Annotated in this window: 6 protein-coding genes; 3 read left to right on the top strand and 3 right to left on the bottom strand. The window is 60.7% G+C overall.

Features of this window, described 5'->3' with window-relative positions; all coding sequences use genetic code 11:
- Window positions 1-32 precede the first annotated feature (32 nt).
- The 3 genes from ugpA to EI983_RS13050 are packed head-to-tail and all read left to right on the top strand — an operon-like array spanning window position 33 to window position 2778.
- A complete protein-coding gene (gene ugpA / locus EI983_RS13060) occupies window positions 33-914 on the top strand; it encodes a sn-glycerol-3-phosphate ABC transporter permease UgpA (RefSeq protein WP_157707815.1) in 882 nt (293 codons plus the stop codon).
- Between the two features lie 17 nt (window positions 915-931).
- Entirely contained in the window at window positions 932-1768 is an 837-nt protein-coding gene (gene ugpE, locus EI983_RS13055; RefSeq protein ID WP_157709092.1) for a sn-glycerol-3-phosphate ABC transporter permease UgpE, read from the top strand.
- A 5-nt stretch (window positions 1769-1773) separates the two neighbouring features.
- A complete protein-coding gene (locus EI983_RS13050) occupies window positions 1774-2778 on the top strand; it encodes an ABC transporter ATP-binding protein (RefSeq protein ID WP_157707814.1) in 1005 nt (334 codons plus the stop codon).
- A 94-nt stretch (window positions 2779-2872) separates the two neighbouring features.
- Here EI983_RS13050 and EI983_RS13045 read toward each other — a convergent pair whose 3' ends face one another.
- From EI983_RS13045 to EI983_RS13035, 3 genes are all read right to left on the bottom strand, one after another.
- Complete coding sequence (locus tag EI983_RS13045) at window positions 2873-3331, bottom strand: hypothetical protein (protein ID WP_157707813.1); 459 nt, start codon at window positions 3329-3331, stop codon at window positions 2873-2875.
- 400 nt (window positions 3332-3731) lie between these two features.
- Window positions 3732-7142, bottom strand: a complete 3411-nt coding sequence (locus EI983_RS13040) for a TonB-dependent receptor (RefSeq protein ID WP_157707812.1) — start codon at window positions 7140-7142, stop codon at window positions 3732-3734.
- 235 nt (window positions 7143-7377) lie between these two features.
- On the bottom strand, window positions 7378-17241 hold the full coding sequence (locus EI983_RS13035) for a DUF7507 domain-containing protein (protein ID WP_198389296.1): 9864 nt from the start codon (window positions 17239-17241) through the stop codon (window positions 7378-7380).
- Window positions 17242-17307: the final 66 nt, after the last annotated feature.

Here is a 17307-nt window from a genome sequence, read left to right as displayed (position 1 = left end):
GGCACATGCCGGGGCTGCCCCTTTGATGGCTCATGGAAAAACGCGTCACCTTCAAGGGTATCTGGCTGCCGCTGCTTCTGGTGCTGCCCCAGATCCTGATCACGGCGATCTTCTTCTTTTACCCTGCGGGGCAGGCCATCTGGCAGTCCCTGTACATTCCCGATCCCTTCGGTTTGTCGATGCAATGGGTCGGGCTTGGCAATTTCGAGTTTCTGCTCTCGGATCCCTATTACCGCGCCTCTTTCGTGACCACGGCGATCTTTTCGGTTCTTGTGACGGTCGTTTCGATGGGCGTGGCGCTTTACCTCGCTATTCTCGCTGACCGGTTGATCAAGGGCTCGGGCACCTACCGGACGCTGCTGATCTGGCCCTATGCCGTGGCCCCTGCCGTGGCGGGGGTGCTGTGGCTGTTCATGTTCAACACGCGCGTCGGGGTGGTCACGTGGTACCTGGGCCTTCTGGGCTATGACTGGAACCATGTCCTGAACGAGGGCGAGGCGATGGGCCTTGTTGTTGTGGCCAGTGCCTGGGGGCGCATCAGTTACAACTTCCTGTTTTTCCTCGCGGGTCTTCAGGCGATCCCGAAATCGGTGATCGAGGCCGCCGCGATCGATGGTGCGCATTTCTGGACGCGGTTTCGCACGATCGTTTTTCCGCTGTTGTCGCCAACCACGTTTTTCCTTCTGGTGGTGAACATCATCTATGCCTTTTTCGAAACCTTCGGCGTGATCCACACCATCACCAGCGGCGGCCCGCAACAGGCCACGACCATTCTGGTCTACAAGGTTTACGCCGACGGGTTCGTCGGGCAGGACCTGGGGTCATCCGCGGCGCAATCCGTGATCCTGCTGGTCATCGTGTCGATCCTGACGGTGGTGCAGTTCAAGTATATCGAACGCAGGGTGCATTACTGATGGCAGAGCGCAACGGCATGGTCGAAAAACGCGGCGCGGGCCTCTGGCTGACCCATCTGGGGCTGATCATCGGGGTGGCGTTTATCTTCTTTCCGATCTGGCTGGCCTTTGTGGCCTCGACCGTCGATCAGCAGGCCATCGTGCGTCCGCCGATGCCACTTTTGCCGGGCGACCAGTTTTTCGACAATTACGCAAAGGCGCTCACCTCGGGCGTGAACGCGCCCGTGGCGACAATGCTGGGCAATTCGCTGGTCATGGCGCTGGGGATAGCGTTGGGCAAGATTGCAATCAGCCTGCTGTCGGCCTTTGCCATCGTCTATTTCCGGTTTCAGGGGCGCAAGGTCTTCTTCTGGCTGATCTTCCTGACGCTGATGCTGCCGGTCGAGGTGCGGATCGTGCCGACCTATGAGGTGATCGCGAATTTTGGAATGCTGAACAGCTATCAGGGGCTGATCCTGCCGCTGATCGCCTCGGCCACCGCCACATTCCTGTTCCGGCAATTTTTCATGACGGTCCCGGACGAGCTGGCCGAGGCCGCGCGTGTCGACGGGGCAGGGCCGATGCGGTTCTTCTTCGATATCCTGTTGCCGATGAGCCGGACGAATATCGCGGCGCTCTTCGTGATCCTCTTCATCTATGGCTGGAACCAGTATCTCTGGCCGTTGCTGATCACCACCGATCCCGAGATGAACACGATCGTGATGGGGATCAAACAGATGTTCCCCTCGGGCGATGACGTGGCCGACTGGCCTGTGATCATGGCGACGTCGATCCTGGCCATGGTGCCTCCGGTTATCGTGGTCGTGGCGATGCAAAAGCTCTTTATCCGCGGGCTTGTCGAAAGCGAGAAATAAGACAAATGGCGACACTGACCCTTGAAAACGTGAAGAAATCCTTTGGCAAGACCGATGTCATTCACGGCGTTTCGATTGACGTCGAGGATGGTGAGTTCATCGTCATTGTCGGCCCGTCCGGCTGCGGCAAGTCCACGCTTCTTCGGATGGTGGCCGGGCTTGAGACAGTGACGGCGGGCGAGATACAGATCGGTGGCCGGCGTGTGAACGATGTCGAGCCTATGGACCGCGATATCGCCATGGTGTTCCAGAACTACGCGCTTTATCCGCACATGTCGGTGTTCGACAATATGGCCTACGGGCTGAAGATCGCCAAAACCCCGCGCCCGGAGATCGAGCAGCGGGTCGCGGAGGCGGCGAAGCTGCTTCAGCTTGAGCCATATCTGCAGCGCAAGCCGCGCGAATTGTCGGGCGGACAGCGTCAGCGCGTCGCCATGGGGCGCGCCATCGTGCGCAAACCGGCGGTCTTTCTGTTTGATGAGCCCCTGTCGAACCTTGACGCCAAGCTGCGGGTGCAGATGCGGCTCGAGATCAAGGCGCTGCAACGTGCGCTTGGGGTCACGGCGCTCTATGTCACCCATGACCAGGTCGAAGCGATGACCATGGCCGACCGCATGATCGTGATGAACGGCGGGGTCGCGGACCAGATCGGTGCGCCGCTTGAGGTGTATTCCAATCCGGCGACCGAGTTTGTTGCAGGCTTCATCGGGTCGCCTCCGACGAATTTCCTGTCCAGCAGCCTGATCGGCGGTACAGGCGACCGGCGCATCGGTATCCGGCCAGAGCACCTGCGTTTGTCCGCTGTCGGTAGTGGCAAGCTGAACGGTCACGCGGCGTTCAGCGAGGCGCTCGGCGCTGAGAGCCTGATCCATGTGAAATGCGCGGACGGAACCCAGATTACCGTACGCCAGGAGGCGGCGGCCGATATCCCCGCCGAAGGCACCGAGGTGGGGCTTGCCTGGGATGCAAAGGATGAGATGCATTTCGATACATCGGGGCGGCGCGTCTGAGCATAGCCCGGCTCTACCGCGGCACAGCGCCGGTCGGTCGGGCCATTTGTGGACAAGCCTTGCCTGAAGATCACGGAAGGGGCGGTGGCCCCGTTCAGGAAAAGATCTTTTGCATCTGCTTTGCGTAGAACGTTCTTGAAATCGTCGCGCGGTTTCCCGCAACCCCGCGATATGCCGACCTGCCGTTGCGCAGGGGAAGCCCCGCCCAGATCCAGGCCAGATTATCCATGAACTTGGTCAAAGTGATTTCGCCGTTCAGAAACTCACGATAACCCGCATCATGCAGCAGCATCACACCCAGTTTGTCCTGCAATTGGCGATTGAAACGCGACTGGGCCGCGACATTGGCCCGGTCTGTCAGCATGAGAAGGGTGGACGGGATGAACTGGTACCGACCGATGGCATGTTGCTGGCCCGGTGTTTTCCGGATCCAGTGGAACACTTCGCCGACGGTCATCTCAGTCGGGCGCTTGTGTGGGCGCCGTCTGGCAGACACGTGAATGGCATCATACTGAAGCTTTCCAGCCTCGGCGAAACCGATCAGGGCCAGCACCTGATCCGTCCTGCTTTCGCTATGTGCCAGCGACCAGCTTGAATAGGGTTGCCTCTGAGCTCCTGGAAGAGCGCGCTCAAAGGGATCGTTGAGAACCCAGTCTTCAACCCCGAAACTTTTCCATCGAGCCCGGTCTTTGAGCGAATACGACCCCTGAGATGCGTAAGCGGATGTGCCCAGAGTGGAAAGCAAGGTAATTAAAAAATGTCTACGACAAACTCGCATCTTCCTCCCCCAAGGAATACGAATCAATACATCGTCTAACATACCATAATTTATGGATAATTTCCCGAAACACTCTGTTTGCGAAATCTACAAAATATAGGGCGCCCAGCTCTTGGACGCCCTATATGGTGATTGCGCGATGTTAACGGGACGCGTGGCGCCCTTCGCCTCTGGATCAGAACTTGGCGAGAATGTTCAGGAACGGACCTTCCTTGCGCCCGTCGATATAGCGCAGGTCGTCGTCCACGTCGCCGAATTGATAGCCGACCCCGATCTTGGCGTTGTTGCCAAAGTGCCTCCAGGCTCCGATCACGGCCCCTGTCTCGGTCACATTCGCCTCTTCGAACTTCTGAATGCGGGCTTCGACCATGATGTCCCAGTTGTGGACCACATGGTAATCCAGCCGCAGGATACCCAGATGCGCGGTATTGCTGGTAAAGACGCCGGAGCCCCGGACTGTCTCGACATCGGCCATCCGATACCCGTATTTCGCGCCCAGGGTGAACTGGCGGTTCAGATCATAGCTGACATCCGCATTCAGAATGTGGCTCTTCTGGCGGGGTCCGTTCAGGTCGCCTTCGATATTCACCTGATCGGTGCCCGGCAGATCCTCAAGATAGGTATAGCTGAACAGGGCGTTGAAGCGGTCGTTGTTGATCGGACGATAGGCCAGACCGATCTTACCCTCGATATAGCGGCCATCGCGGAAGGATGACTGGTTGGATTCCGAGATGATCGTGTCGATATTTGCCAGAAGCCGGAACTCTTCGGACGCCTGATATCTCAGGTATCCGCTCGCGCCCCAGGTTTCGCGATTCTGAGCGGGGAAGAGGTTGTTCTTCTCGCGGTGATATTCGAGCGAAATCCCGGCCTGCGTGATATCTTCATTGGTGTAATGAGCGGAGAAGGTCAGGCCCTCTCTGCGCAGGTCGCCACCCACCGGGTCTTCGCGTTCACCATAGATGATCCCACCGTCCAGAACCCAATATTCGCTGGGCGTGTAGGTGACGCCATAGGTCGACGCCAGCGATGGGCGGTTGCCATAGACATCATAGGTGTTCTCGGCGCGGATGGTCACATTGTCGTTCAGCTGAGAGGTGGCCCCGGCCACCCAGGTGCCGCCGTCGCTGCCGAAGAAGGTCGTATCCTCCAGCTTGCGCTCGGGATCGAGCCGGTAACCGAAGTAATACTGTGTTTGCTCGTCCTTGTCGTAGGTCAGGTTGGCATAGCCACCCGTCCCCAGCGACCCATCGGAAATCTCGCCTTCGACGGTCATCTTGTCCGACACGCGCGCACGCGCGCCAAAACCAAGGCGATCCCGCTTGGTGAGCGTTCCGCTGCGCTCCAGCGTGGCCTCACCGAACACCCATGCGCTGAAGTCGTCATTGGGAGAGTAGGTGAAACGCAGCGCCGCGTCTGTGCGGCTTCCGTTCAGGCCGGGCAGGGCGAGGGGATCCTTGCGGTCCGTATGCAGAACAACCGCTTCGGTCGTCCACATCGGGTTGAGCGCAAAGGTCAGGCCAACCCGGGTATCGTCACGCTCTTTGCCGGTCGAGTCGTCATAGTGATCATGTTCAAGCTGCACCGAAGCGCGGTCGCTGAGATCGACATTCGCCGCAACGCCATAGGCTGTCTGGGTGTTGGCAACGTTGTAATCGGCAGAAACGAACCCGGCTTCCTTATAGTCGTAATAGGCCGAGAAGCTGCCTGATACGCGGCCATCGGTCAGCTCGGACAGATCCGCGCGCGCATCGAAGGAATAGGCCATCGCCTTTGTTCCGGGTGCGCCAACCGTGGGCATGGTGATGAAGTCAAACCCGCCATTGATCGATGTATCGAAGCCGAAACCCGGGCCCTCGCTTTGCGCGACTTCCAGGTTCATATAGGTCAGATCGCTTTTGCGAAGCAGAACGTCGGCACCGTAGAGCTTGTTATCCGCCAGGCCCGTTTCTTCGTGCTGTGCGGAGAAACCGATGCGGATATTGTCGCTCAGCCAGGCTTCGGCGCGTCCACCGAAGGACGTGCCATCGACATTGCCCAGGGTGGGCACATATTCGTACTGCACGACAAGGCGGGTTTCGTATTTACCCAATGTATTATCGTTAAGCAGCGTGTCCCCGGCATAGGGGCTGAGCGGTTGCGTCAGAATGACGACACCCTGGAAATGGTTGATCCGGTAGTCCCGCCCTTCGACCAGCGTCTGTTGCTGGACAATGCGACCCGACACCGGATCGACATACTGAACATAGACATTCGACGTACCGCTGAGCAGGCCCTGGCGCTTGAGGAAATACCCCGTGCCGCCTGTCGCCTCGAACACGTCGCGCTGAACCAGGCGGTCCGGCGACGCACCATACCCCGTGAAGCGCAGCCGTGGCCGACCTTCTTCGGTCAGGTTTTGCGAGGATTCATAAACGACCTGGGCGCCGAACAGGGTCCGGTCGCTGCGAACAAGGCTCAGACGCTCCTCGGCCACCTTGAAATCGCCGATCAGCACATGCGAGCCGTCTTTTTCGGCCTTCAGGAATATCTTGCCGGAGGTCGGCGCTTCCTCGATGAAGGTGGAATCGTCGCCGAATGTCAGGAACACGTCTTCGTCCCGGATCGACCGGATCAGGTTCAGCGGTTCGCGTGCGTCTAGATCGCTGAAGATGACATCGAGATCGCCTTCGCGCGTATCCACCGCACCGGTCAGGTTCCAGCCGCTGGCGGTTCTGCCCTTTGCGAAGCCGGCAACGCGGCCGATTTCGTATGTGTCGCCGCTCTCTTCGCCGATGGTCACATCGACAGTGGCAATATAGAACCAGTCATCCTTCGGGATTTCGACATTGCGCTCAATCACTTTCGGGCCGACGCCGACGCGCACGGTCTGATCTCCGACCGGCAGGATGCGTTGTACGAGGAACGCGCCATTCTGGTCGACAGGCACGGGTTCACCCATGACGGTGACACTGCTGCCGGGGGCCAGCCCATCGGAGAACACCGTGACAGAGCCGCCATGAACCGGGATGGTCCGGCGGCGCGTCATGTCTTCGGTTTCGCCCGCCGCTACTATCGGCCCGTCCAGTTGCGGATCTGCAAAGCGGCGCGATGTGCGCGACAGGGACAGGCTGCGTGTTTCGTCATACCGGCCGCGCGCATCATAGACGCGTGCCGAATAGAGCATATCCGTCGTGCCGGTATCGGGCATCTGCCAATCTGCGGTGCCATTCGGCGTCACCGGAACCACGGCAATCACCTTGCCGGGGTTTCTGGCTTCCGAAATTCTGATCTCTGCCCGCTGAATATAGGCCGGATAATTCGTCGAAAGCCGGAAATTCACCGTGTCACCGGCGGTATAGGTGCTTCTCAGGTCGCTTGTCGTCACGGCGAGTCGCTGGTCGATGGTCAGCCCATCCATGCGAACCTGCACGTTGGCATCGCTGAGCAGCCGGTCAATGCGCCGCGTCTCGTTAATTCTCGTCGCGTTGCCCTCAAGGACAACAGGATCGGCTCCCGGCTCGACCGCGTCGATGGAGATCGAGAACCCCTCTTCGCCAAGATCTCCGGAAAACTCTTCTAATTCAGTGTTTTCGCCTCTTGGCATGGAGACGACAGTTCCGGCGTTTGGCTGTTTGCACGCTTCAGGAAGAACTCCATTTACCAGCGTACAGTCTGTACTAATCGGTTGTCCCAAAGTGGTGCCTGGCATGACCAGTGCCAGCACCAAGGGCATCTTCAAAACACGCATCATATCCCGCCTAAATAAGTTTCCCCTAACTTAGCAATTGGCTTATGTTGTTATACGCCCGCTCGAATTGCCTGTATATGGTAAACCTACCTCAGCCCTTGGGGCGTTGAAGCGTTTTTTCAACCATAAGCCTGAATTTCCCTTCCTTGCGCCAAATTTGCCGCAACTCTGCTTCGACCTTGCGCATGCGCACCCGAGCAGTCCGGTTGTCCTCGCCCTTCAGCAGATAGCTGATCCGCACGGTCGAAGGCTGATTGCTGAACTTCATCACAGCACGCGCCAGGGCCGCAGTGAATTCGGGTTTCGGATCGTTGCTGCCCGGAATGAAGGCATTGTTCGCGACATCGATCCGGACCAGACGCGAGATGGTGGCCCCAAAGTTCAGCTTGGTCGTCTTACCAGGCGTCAGGCGCACCGCGCGCGGGTTCTCCGTGGTCAGCCGGTAACCGGCCGGCAGCGACCGCGTGTCGATCTTCATGGTGAAGTTCGAGCCGATATCGCGCGGCAGGTCGGCGCAGGCCACGTGGAAGCGCCCATGCTCATCCGTGGTATAGACTTCGCCCTTGACCGTGTAGATGCGCACGCCGGGAATACCTGGCTCGCCCTGAGGTTCGACGCGCGCCGGCGGGGCAAGTTTGCCTTTGCCGCCCTTGCCGCCGAGATAGATATCGTCATTCGCAACCAGACCCACCGGAATACCGGGCTCTCTTGCCTCGTCCTGGTATCCGTTCTGATTCACGTCGTCGAACACCTTGCCGATCACGGTCCCGCAGTCAAACACCGGTTCCGCCGAGAGCACGACCGAGGCTGATGCCGTCTCAACATTCCCGTCGGGATCGATCAGGTCAGCATAGTTGGTGTGAATGCCCGGCTGCACACTGCTCGACACGAAGGTCGACAATTGCAGCACTACGGTTGCACCGGGCGCGACATCGACCGGCGGGAAGGCGACGACCCCGTCATTGACCGTGACTGTTGCGACCGCACCGTTGATGGTGGCACTGCCGTCCTGATAGAGGAAGCCAGCCGGAAGACGGTCGATCACATTGACGGTTTGCGTGTCGACGACACCGTTATTCGTGACCTCGATCACCCATGGAACCACGTCGCCCTGAAGGACATATTCACGCGGGGCGGTCTTGGAAATCACCAGGTCGATCGCTTCTGCGGGATTGACGAACTGCGGTTCGACATCTGTCACGGCCTCGGACGAGTCCGGATCGACCTGCAATGCGTCGAAGGTGGCGACATTGGTGATGCGTCCCGGGCTGAAGCTGTCCGTGATCTGAAGCATGCTGTCGGTGACATCAACGGAAGCCTCATAGACCCACGTTTCGCCAACATCCAGGTTCCCGTCATTGTTCGCGTCGCCGCTTACCAGTGTCGGACCGGATGCAAGCGGAATGGGGAAGGTCTGGGTCTCGTCGAGATTGGCCTGTGTCGTTTCATCGACAAGGCTCACCTCGGTCAGCGTGACATTGCCCGTGTTCACGACCGTGATGGTATAGTCGATGCTTTCGGCTTCGGGGCCGACAGAGTCCTTGTCAGCAACCTTCTCAATCGTGAAGGCCGGATTCTGCGCAATCGTCGTTGTGGCACTGTCGCTTTGCGGTTCAGGCAATTCGTCGAAGGCGATGGAGGCGGTGTTCACCAGGTCATTGCCGTCGTTGATATTGGCCTGAGTGGCGTTGTAGGTGCCGGTATAGGTCCAGGTCTCGCCGACCTCGAGGATGCCGTCGCTGTTGGCGCCCTCGGAGAGGTTCAGATCGCTCTCGGTGAAGGCCTGCGCGGCGCCGTTCTGCAGCAGCGCATCGGTGAAGACCGCGCCGGTCAGCTCGACATTGCCGGTATTGACCACGGTCACCGTGTAGGTGAGCGGCGCCGGGGCGTCGATCTCCAGATCGTCGACGACCTTGGTGATCGTATAGGCCTCGTTCTGGGTGATCGTCGTTGTGGCGCTGTCCTCCTGCGGGGTGGGCAGCTGATCGAAGGCGATGGAGGCGGTGTTCACCAGGTCATTGCCGTCGTTGATATTGGCCTGGGTGGCGTTGTAGGTGCCGGTATAGGTCCAGGTCTCGCCGACCTCGAGGATGCCGTCGCTGTTGGCGCCCTCGGAGAGGTTCAGATCGCTCTCGGTGAAGGCCTGCGCGGCGCCGTTCTGCAGCAGCGCATCGGTGAAGACCGCGCCGGTCAGCTCGACATTGCCGGTATTGACCACGGTCACCGTGTAGGTGAGCGGCGCCGGGGCGTCGATCTCCAGATCGTCGACGACCTTGGTGATCGTATAGGCCTCGTTCTGGGTGATCGTCGTTGTGGCGCTGTCCTCCTGCGGGGTGGGCAGCTGATCGAAGGCGATGGAGGCGGTGTTCACCAGGTCATTGCCGTCGTTGATATTGGCCTGGGTGGCGTTGTAGGTGCCGGTATAGGTCCAGGTCTCGCCGACCTCGAGGATGCCGTCGCTGTTGGCGCCCTCGGAGAGGTTCAGATCGCTCTCGGTGAAGGCCTGCGCGGCGCCGTTCTGCAGCAGCGCATCGGTGAAGACCGCGCCGGTCAGCTCGACATTGCCGGTATTGACCACGGTCACCGTGTAGGTGAGCGGCGCCGGGGCGTCGATCTCCAGATCGTCGACGACCTTGGTGATCGTATAGGCCTCGTTCTGGGTGATCGTCGTTGTGGCGCTGTCCTCCTGCGGGGTGGGCAGCTGATCGAAGGCGATGGAGGCGGTGTTCACCAGGTCATTGCCGTCGTTGATATTGGCCTGGGTGGCGTTGTAGGTGCCGGTATAGGTCCAGGTCTCGCCGACCTCGAGGATGCCGTCGCTGTTGGCGCCCTCGGAGAGGTTCAGATCGCTCTCGGTGAAGGCCTGCGCGGCGCCGTTCTGCAGCAGCGCATCGGTGAAGACCGCGCCGGTCAGCTCGACATTGCCGGTATTGACCACGGTCACCGTGTAGGTGAGCGGCGCCGGGGCGTCGATCTCCAGATCGTCGACGACCTTGGTGATCGTATAGGCCTCGTTCTGGGTGATCGTCGTTGTGGCGCTGTCCTCCTGCGGGGTGGGCAGCTGATCGAAGGCGATGGAGGCGGTGTTCACCAGGTCATTGCCGTCGTTGATATTGGCCTGGGTGGCGTTGTAGGTGCCGGTATAGGTCCAGGTCTCGCCGACCTCGAGGATGCCGTCGCTGTTGGCGCCCTCGGAGAGGTTCAGATCGCTCTCGGTGAAGGCCTGCGCGGCGCCGTTCTGCAGCAGCGCATCGGTGAAGACCGCGCCGGTCAGCTCGACATTGCCGGTATTGACCACGGTCACCGTGTAGGTGAGCGGCGCCGGGGCGTCGATCTCCAGATCGTCGACGACCTTGGTGATCGTATAGGCCTCGTTCTGGGTGATCGTCGTTGTGGCGCTGTCCTCCTGCGGGATGGGCAGCTGATCGAAGGCGATGGAGGCGGTGTTCACCAGGTCATTGCCGTCGTTGATATTGGCCTGAGTGGCGTTGTAGGTGCCGGTATAGGTCCAGGTCTCGCCGACCTCGAGGATGCCGTCGCTGTTGGCGCCCTCGGAGAGGTTCAGATCGCTCTCGGTGAAGGCCTGCGCGGCGCCGTTCTGCAGCAGCGCATCGGTGAAGACCGCGCCGGTCAGCTCGACATTGCCGGTATTGACCACGGTCACCGTGTAGGTGAGCGGCGCCGGGGCGTCGATCTCCAGATCGTCGACGACCTTGGTGATCGTATAGGCCTCGTTCTGGGTGATCGTCGTTGTGGCGCTGTCCTCCTGCGGGATGGGCAGCTGATCGAAGGCGATGGAGGCGGTGTTCACCAGGTCATTGCCGTCGTTGATATTGGCCTGAGTGGCGTTGTAGGTGCCGGTATAGGTCCAGGTCTCGCCGACCTCGAGGATGCCGTCGCTGTTGGCGCCCTCGGAGAGGTTCAGATCGCTCTCGGTGAAGGCCTGCGCGGCGCCGTTCTGCAGCAGCGCATCGGTGAAGACCGCGCCGGTCAGCTCGACATTGCCGGTATTGACCACGGTCACCGTGTAGGTGAGCGGCGCCGGGGCGTCGATCTCCAGATCGTCGACGACCTTGGTGATCGTATAGGCCTCGTTCTGGGTGATCGTCGTTGTGGCGCTGTCCTCCTGCGGGATGGGCAGCTGATCGAAGGCGATGGAGGCGGTGTTCACCAGGTCATTGCCGTCGTTGATATTGGCCTGGGTGGCGTTGTAGGTGCCGGTATAGGTCCAGGTCTCGCCGACCTCGAGGATGCCGTCGCTGTTGGCGCCCTCGGAGAGGTTCAGATCGCTCTCGGTGAAGGCCTGCGCGGCGCCGTTCTGCAGCAGCGCATCGGTGAAGACCGCGCCGGTCAGCTCGACATTGCCGGTATTGACCACGGTCACCGTGTAGGTGAGCGGCGCCGGGGCGTCGATCTCCAGATCGTCGACGACCTTGGTGATCGTATAGGCCTCGTTCTGGGTGATCGTCGTTGTGGCGCTGTCCTCCTGCGGGATGGGCAGCTGATCGAAGGCGATGGAGGCGGTGTTCACCAGGTCATTGCCGTCGTTGATATTGGCCTGGGTGGCGTTGTAGGTGCCGGTATAGGTCCAGGTCTCGCCGACCTCGAGGATGCCGTCGCTGTTGGCGCCCTCGGAGAGGTTCAGATCGCTCTCGGTGAAGGCCTGCGCGGCGCCGTTCTGCAGCAGCGCATCGGTGAAGACCGCGCCGGTCAGCTCGACATTGCCGGTATTGACCACGGTCACCGTGTAGGTGAGCGGCGCCGGGGCGTCGATCTCCAGATCGTCGACGACCTTGGTGATCGTATAGGCCTCGTTCTGGGTGATCGTCGTTGTGGCGCTGTCCTCCTGCGGGGTGGGCAGCTGATCGAAGGCGATGGAGGCGGTGTTCACCAGGTCATTGCCGTCGTTGATATTGGCCTGAGTGGCGTTGTAGGTGCCGGTATAGGTCCAGGTCTCGCCGACCTCGAGGATGCCGTCGCTGTTGGCGCCCTCGGAGAGGTTCAGATCGCTCTCGGTGAAGGCCTGCGCGGCGCCGTTCTGCAGCAGCGCATCGGTGAAGACCGCGCCGGTCAGCTCGACATTGCCGGTATTGACCACGGTCACCGTGTAGGTGAGCGGCGCCGGGGCGTCGATCTCCAGATCGTCGACGACCTTGGTGATCGTATAGGCCTCGTTCTGGGTGATCGTCGTTGTGGCGCTGTCCTCCTGCGGGATGGGCAGCTGATCGAAGGCGATGGAGGCGGTGTTCACCAGGTCATTGCCGTCGTTGATATTGGCCTGGGTGGCGTTGTAGGTGCCGGTATAGGTCCAGGTCTCGCCGACCTCGAGGATGCCGTCGCTGTTGGCGCCCTCGGAGAGGTTCAGATCGCTCTCGGTGAAGGCCTGCGCGGCGCCGTTCTGCAGCAGCGCATCGGTGAAGACCGCGCCGGTCAGCTCGACATTGCCGGTATTGACCACGGTCACCGTGTAGGTGAGCGGCGCCGGGGCGTCGATCTCCAGATCGTCGACGACCTTGGTGATCGTATAGGCCTCGTTCTGGGTGATCGTCGTTGTGGCGCTGTCCTCCTGCGGGATGGGCAGCTGATCGAAGGCGATGGAGGCGGTGTTCACCAGGTCATTGCCGTCGTTGATATTGGCCTGGGTGGCGTTGTAGGTGCCGGTATAGGTCCAGGTCTCGCCGACCTCGAGGATGCCGTCGCTGTTGGCGCCCTCGGAGAGGTTCAGATCGCTCTCGGTGAAGGCCTGCGCGGCGCCGTTCTGCAGCAGCGCATCGGTGAAGACCGCGCCGGTCAGCTCGACATTGCCGGTATTGACCACGGTCACCGTGTAGGTGAGCGGCGCCGGGGCGTCGATCTCCAGATCGTCGACGACCTTGGTGATCGTATAGGCCTCGTTCTGGGTGATCGTCGTTGTGGCGCTGTCCTCCTGCGGGGTGGGCAGCTGATCGAAGGCGATGGAGGCGGTGTTCACCAGGTCATTGCCGTCGTTGATATTGGCCTGAGTGGCGTTGTAGGTGCCGGTATAGGTCCAGGTCTCGCCGACCTCGAGGATGCCGTCGCTGTTGGCGCCCTCGGAGAGGTTCAGATCGCTCTCGGTGAAGGCCTGCGCGGCGCCGTTCTGCAGCAGCGCATCGGTGAAGACCGCGCCGGTCAGCTCGACATTGCCGGTATTGACCACGGTCACCGTGTAGGTGAGCGGCGCCGGGGCGTCGATCTCCAGATCGTCGACGACCTTGGTGATCGTATAGGCCTCGTTCTGGGTGATCGTCGTTGTGGCGCTGTCCTCCTGCGGGGTGGGCAGCTGATCGAAGGCGATGGAGGCGGTGTTCACCAGGTCATTGCCGTCGTTGATATTGGCCTGAGTGGCGTTGTAGGTGCCGGTATAGGTCCAGGTCTCGCCGACCTCGAGGATGCCGTCGCTGTTGGCGCCCTCGGAGAGGTTCAGATCGCTCTCGGTGAAGGCCTGCGCGGCGCCGTTCTGCAGCAGTGCATCGGTGAAGACCGCGCCGGTCAGCTCGACATTGCCGGTATTGACCACGGTCACCGTGTAGGTGAGCGGCGCCGGGGCGTCGATCTCCAGATCGTCGACGACCTTGGTGATCGTATAGGCCTCGTTCTGGGTGATCGTCGTTGTGGCGCTGTCCTCCTGCGGGGTGGGCAGCTGATCGAAGGCGATGGAGGCGGTGTTCACCAGGTCATTGCCGTCGTTGATATTGGCCTGGGTGGCGTTGTAGGTGCCGGTATAGGTCCAGGTCTCGCCGACCTCGAGGATGCCGTCGCTGTTGGCGCCCTCGGAGAGGTTCAGATCGCTCTCGGTGAAGGCCTGCGCGGCGCCGTTCTGCAGCAGCGCATCGGTGAAGACCGCGCCGGTCAGCTCGACATTGCCGGTATTGACCACGGTCACCGTGTAGGTGAGCGGCGCCGGGGCGTCGATCTCCAGATCGTCGACGACCTTGGTGATCGTATAGGCCTCGTTCTGGGTGATCGTCGTTGTGGCGCTGTCCTCCTGCGGGATGGGCAGCTGATCGAAGGCGATGGAGGCGGTGTTCACCAGGTCATTGCCGTCGTTGATATTGGCCTGAGTGGCGTTGTAGGTGCCGGTATAGGTCCAGGTCTCGCCGACCTCGAGGATGCCGTCGCTGTTGGCGCCCTCGGAGAGGTTCAGATCGCTCTCGGTGAAGGCCTGCGCGGCGCCGTTCTGCAGCAGCGCATCGGTGAAGACCGCGCCGGTCAGCTCGACATTGCCGGTATTGACCACGGTCACCGTGTAGGTGAGCGGCGCCGGGGCGTCGATCTCCAGATCGTCGACGACCTTGGTGATCGTATAGGCCTCGTTCTGGGTGATCGTCGTTGTGGCGCTGTCCTCCTGCGGGGTGGGCAGCTGATCGAAGGCGATGGAGGCGGTGTTCACCAGGTCATTGCCGTCGTTGATATTGGCCTGGGTGGCGTTGTAGGTGCCGGTATAGGTCCAGGTCTCGCCGACCTCGAGGATGCCGTCGCTGTTGGCGCCCTCGGAGAGGTTCAGATCGCTCTCGGTGAAGGCCTGCGCGGCGCCGTTCTGCAGCAGCGCATCGGTGAAGACCGCGCCGGTCAGCTCGACATTGCCGGTATTGACCACGGTCACCGTGTAGGTGAGCGGCGCCGGGGCGTCGATCTCCAGATCGTCGACGACCTTGGTGATCGTATAGGCCTCGTTCTGGGTGATCGTCGTTGTGGCGCTGTCCTCCTGCGGGGTGGGCAGCTGATCGAAGGCGATGGAGGCGGTGTTCACCAGGTCATTGCCGTCGTTGATATTGGCCTGGGTGGCGTTGTAGGTGCCGGTATAGGTCCAGGTCTCGCCGACCTCGAGGATGCCGTCGCTGTTGGCGCCCTCGGAGAGGTTCAGATCGCTCTCGGTGAAGGCCTGCGCGGCGCCGTTCTGCAGCAGCGCATCGGTGAAGACCGCGCCGGTCAGGCTCACATTGCCGGTATTGACCACGGTCACCGTGTAGGTGAGCGGCGCCGGGGCGTCGATCTCCAGATCGTCCACGACCTTGGTGATCGTATAGCGCTCGTCCCGGACAGGGAGGCAGACGGTCGCGCTGTTATTGGTCAGGTCGGGTTCGGTCAGCGGATCCGCGTCGGGTGCGGATTCTTCGGCTGTCGAGGTGGCGTTGTTCACCAGGGCAAAGCCGGAGGCGCAGGTGCCGGTCGGAACCACAGTCCCGTTGCCGTTTCCATCCACATCGTCCTGGGTGACCAGATAGGTGGCTGTACAGCTCTCCGTCGCACCAGCGGCCAGCGATGCGATAGAGGTCGCGCCTGCGCCGCAATCGATGACGCTCAGGCCGGGGAACGACGTGTCGACGGGCGTCAGATTGGAAATCGGCCAGTCGCCATTATTCGTGAAGGCAAAGGTATAGGTGACCGTATCCCCGGCCCCTGCGGCAGGCACGTCTGCCGTTTTCGCCATATCGTAGGTGGGCGCAATATCGTCATTGTTGAAGGTACAGACAGCCCCTTCGCCTGCCGCCAGAGTGAGGGTCGGGCTGGTGAAGCTGCTGTTGGTTCCGGTGATCACACAGCTGATGTCAGGGCTGCCGGCGGCATACCCGGTCACCAAGGTTTCGGTGAGCGTGAAACTGCCAGGATCGACCTCAATGGCCACGCCCTGAGCGGCGGCAATACCATTGTAGTTGAGCGTGAAGTCGCCCGGTGCCGCGGTGCCACCGCTATCGTTGATCACGTTCTTGATCAGCGTCAGCGACGATTTGTTGTAGCTGTTGGTAAGGGTACAGGTGACATCCTCATCGGCAGCCAGCACGAGCTCTCCGGTTCCCGGATCGAAGGTGGAATTCGTCATGCCTGTACAGACCGTGGTCAGGTCGTAATCCGCATTGTCGGGGGACTCCCCGATAATGTAGGTGTCTGTCGTGAGCGTGCCGGTGACGTCGACGGAGCCCGCCGCGCCTGCGCCGCTCAGTTCGGCATTGGCCAGCGTGCCATCGGTCGATGCAAAGATCGTCCAGTCAGATTCAACCGCCGTACCGCCAACGCCGTTCTCGACCACCTTGTCGAGCGTCAGCGATGCAGTATCGCGGGAATTGGTGAAAGTACATTCAATTACCTGCTGCGGAATTGTATCGACAAAGGCGGACCCATTGATCGTCAGCACACCATTGCCGTCGTCGGTATAGTCCACGCCAGCAGTCAATCCGGTACATACGGCCGACGCCGTCCAGCCATCCGGAACGGTTTCGGTTATGATCATATTGTTGAAACCACCGCCAGTCCGCGAAGGCAGAATGTCATTGGGATTCAAAACCGGCGTATTCTCCGCCGTAGTGGTCAGCGAGAATGGGTCGCTGTTCTGGGCACCCTGAACGGTGAAATTGAACGTTCCGGTTCCATTCACCGTGGTCTTGGCGACTGTGAGCTTGGGTGCGATGGACAGAACGGTACCGCCCGTCGGCCCGAAACACTGCGGGGACGTGACGTCGAACAGCTCGCCACCGTTGTTGTTGCTTTTCCAAGCAGCCCAAAGATCAACGGCGGTGCCGGAATCAATCGTGCCGTCATTATCCAGATCACACCCAACATCGATGATCCGCGAGATTGTGTAGGTGCCGACCAATCCAGCGCCGTCAAGGCAGGTATCTCCGTCAATATCGGTCAAACCATCGGTATCGGAAGCACCGGGCTGAGCGAGACAATCATCCCATGCAATTGTTCCGGAGCCACCGACACCGTAGGCGATCAGCAAATCTCGGACATTGTTACCGTTCAGGCTATAGGTCACATCCACCGGCAGCTGGATTGTGTCATTGATCGAGGTGCAGCTGCCCTGCGCGGAACCCGGATCGGGGGTGATGCTGATGAGTTCCGCATTGTTTGCGACGCAGTTCCCTGCTGGGCTGTAATTCGGATCGGCAAATCCCCAGACCCCGTCCTGTGCCTGCGCGGCGCTGGCCGACATCAGGACAACCCAGGCCAGCGCGCACAAGGCGGCGGCACCTGAGACCAGTTTCGACAGAACCCGCGT

The sequence above is a fragment of the Roseovarius faecimaris genome (assembly GCF_009762325.1).
In the GTDB taxonomy this organism is placed as follows: Bacteria; Pseudomonadota; Alphaproteobacteria; order Rhodobacterales; family Rhodobacteraceae; genus Roseovarius; species Roseovarius faecimaris.
This window is presented reverse-complemented; position numbering and strand designations above follow the sequence as displayed.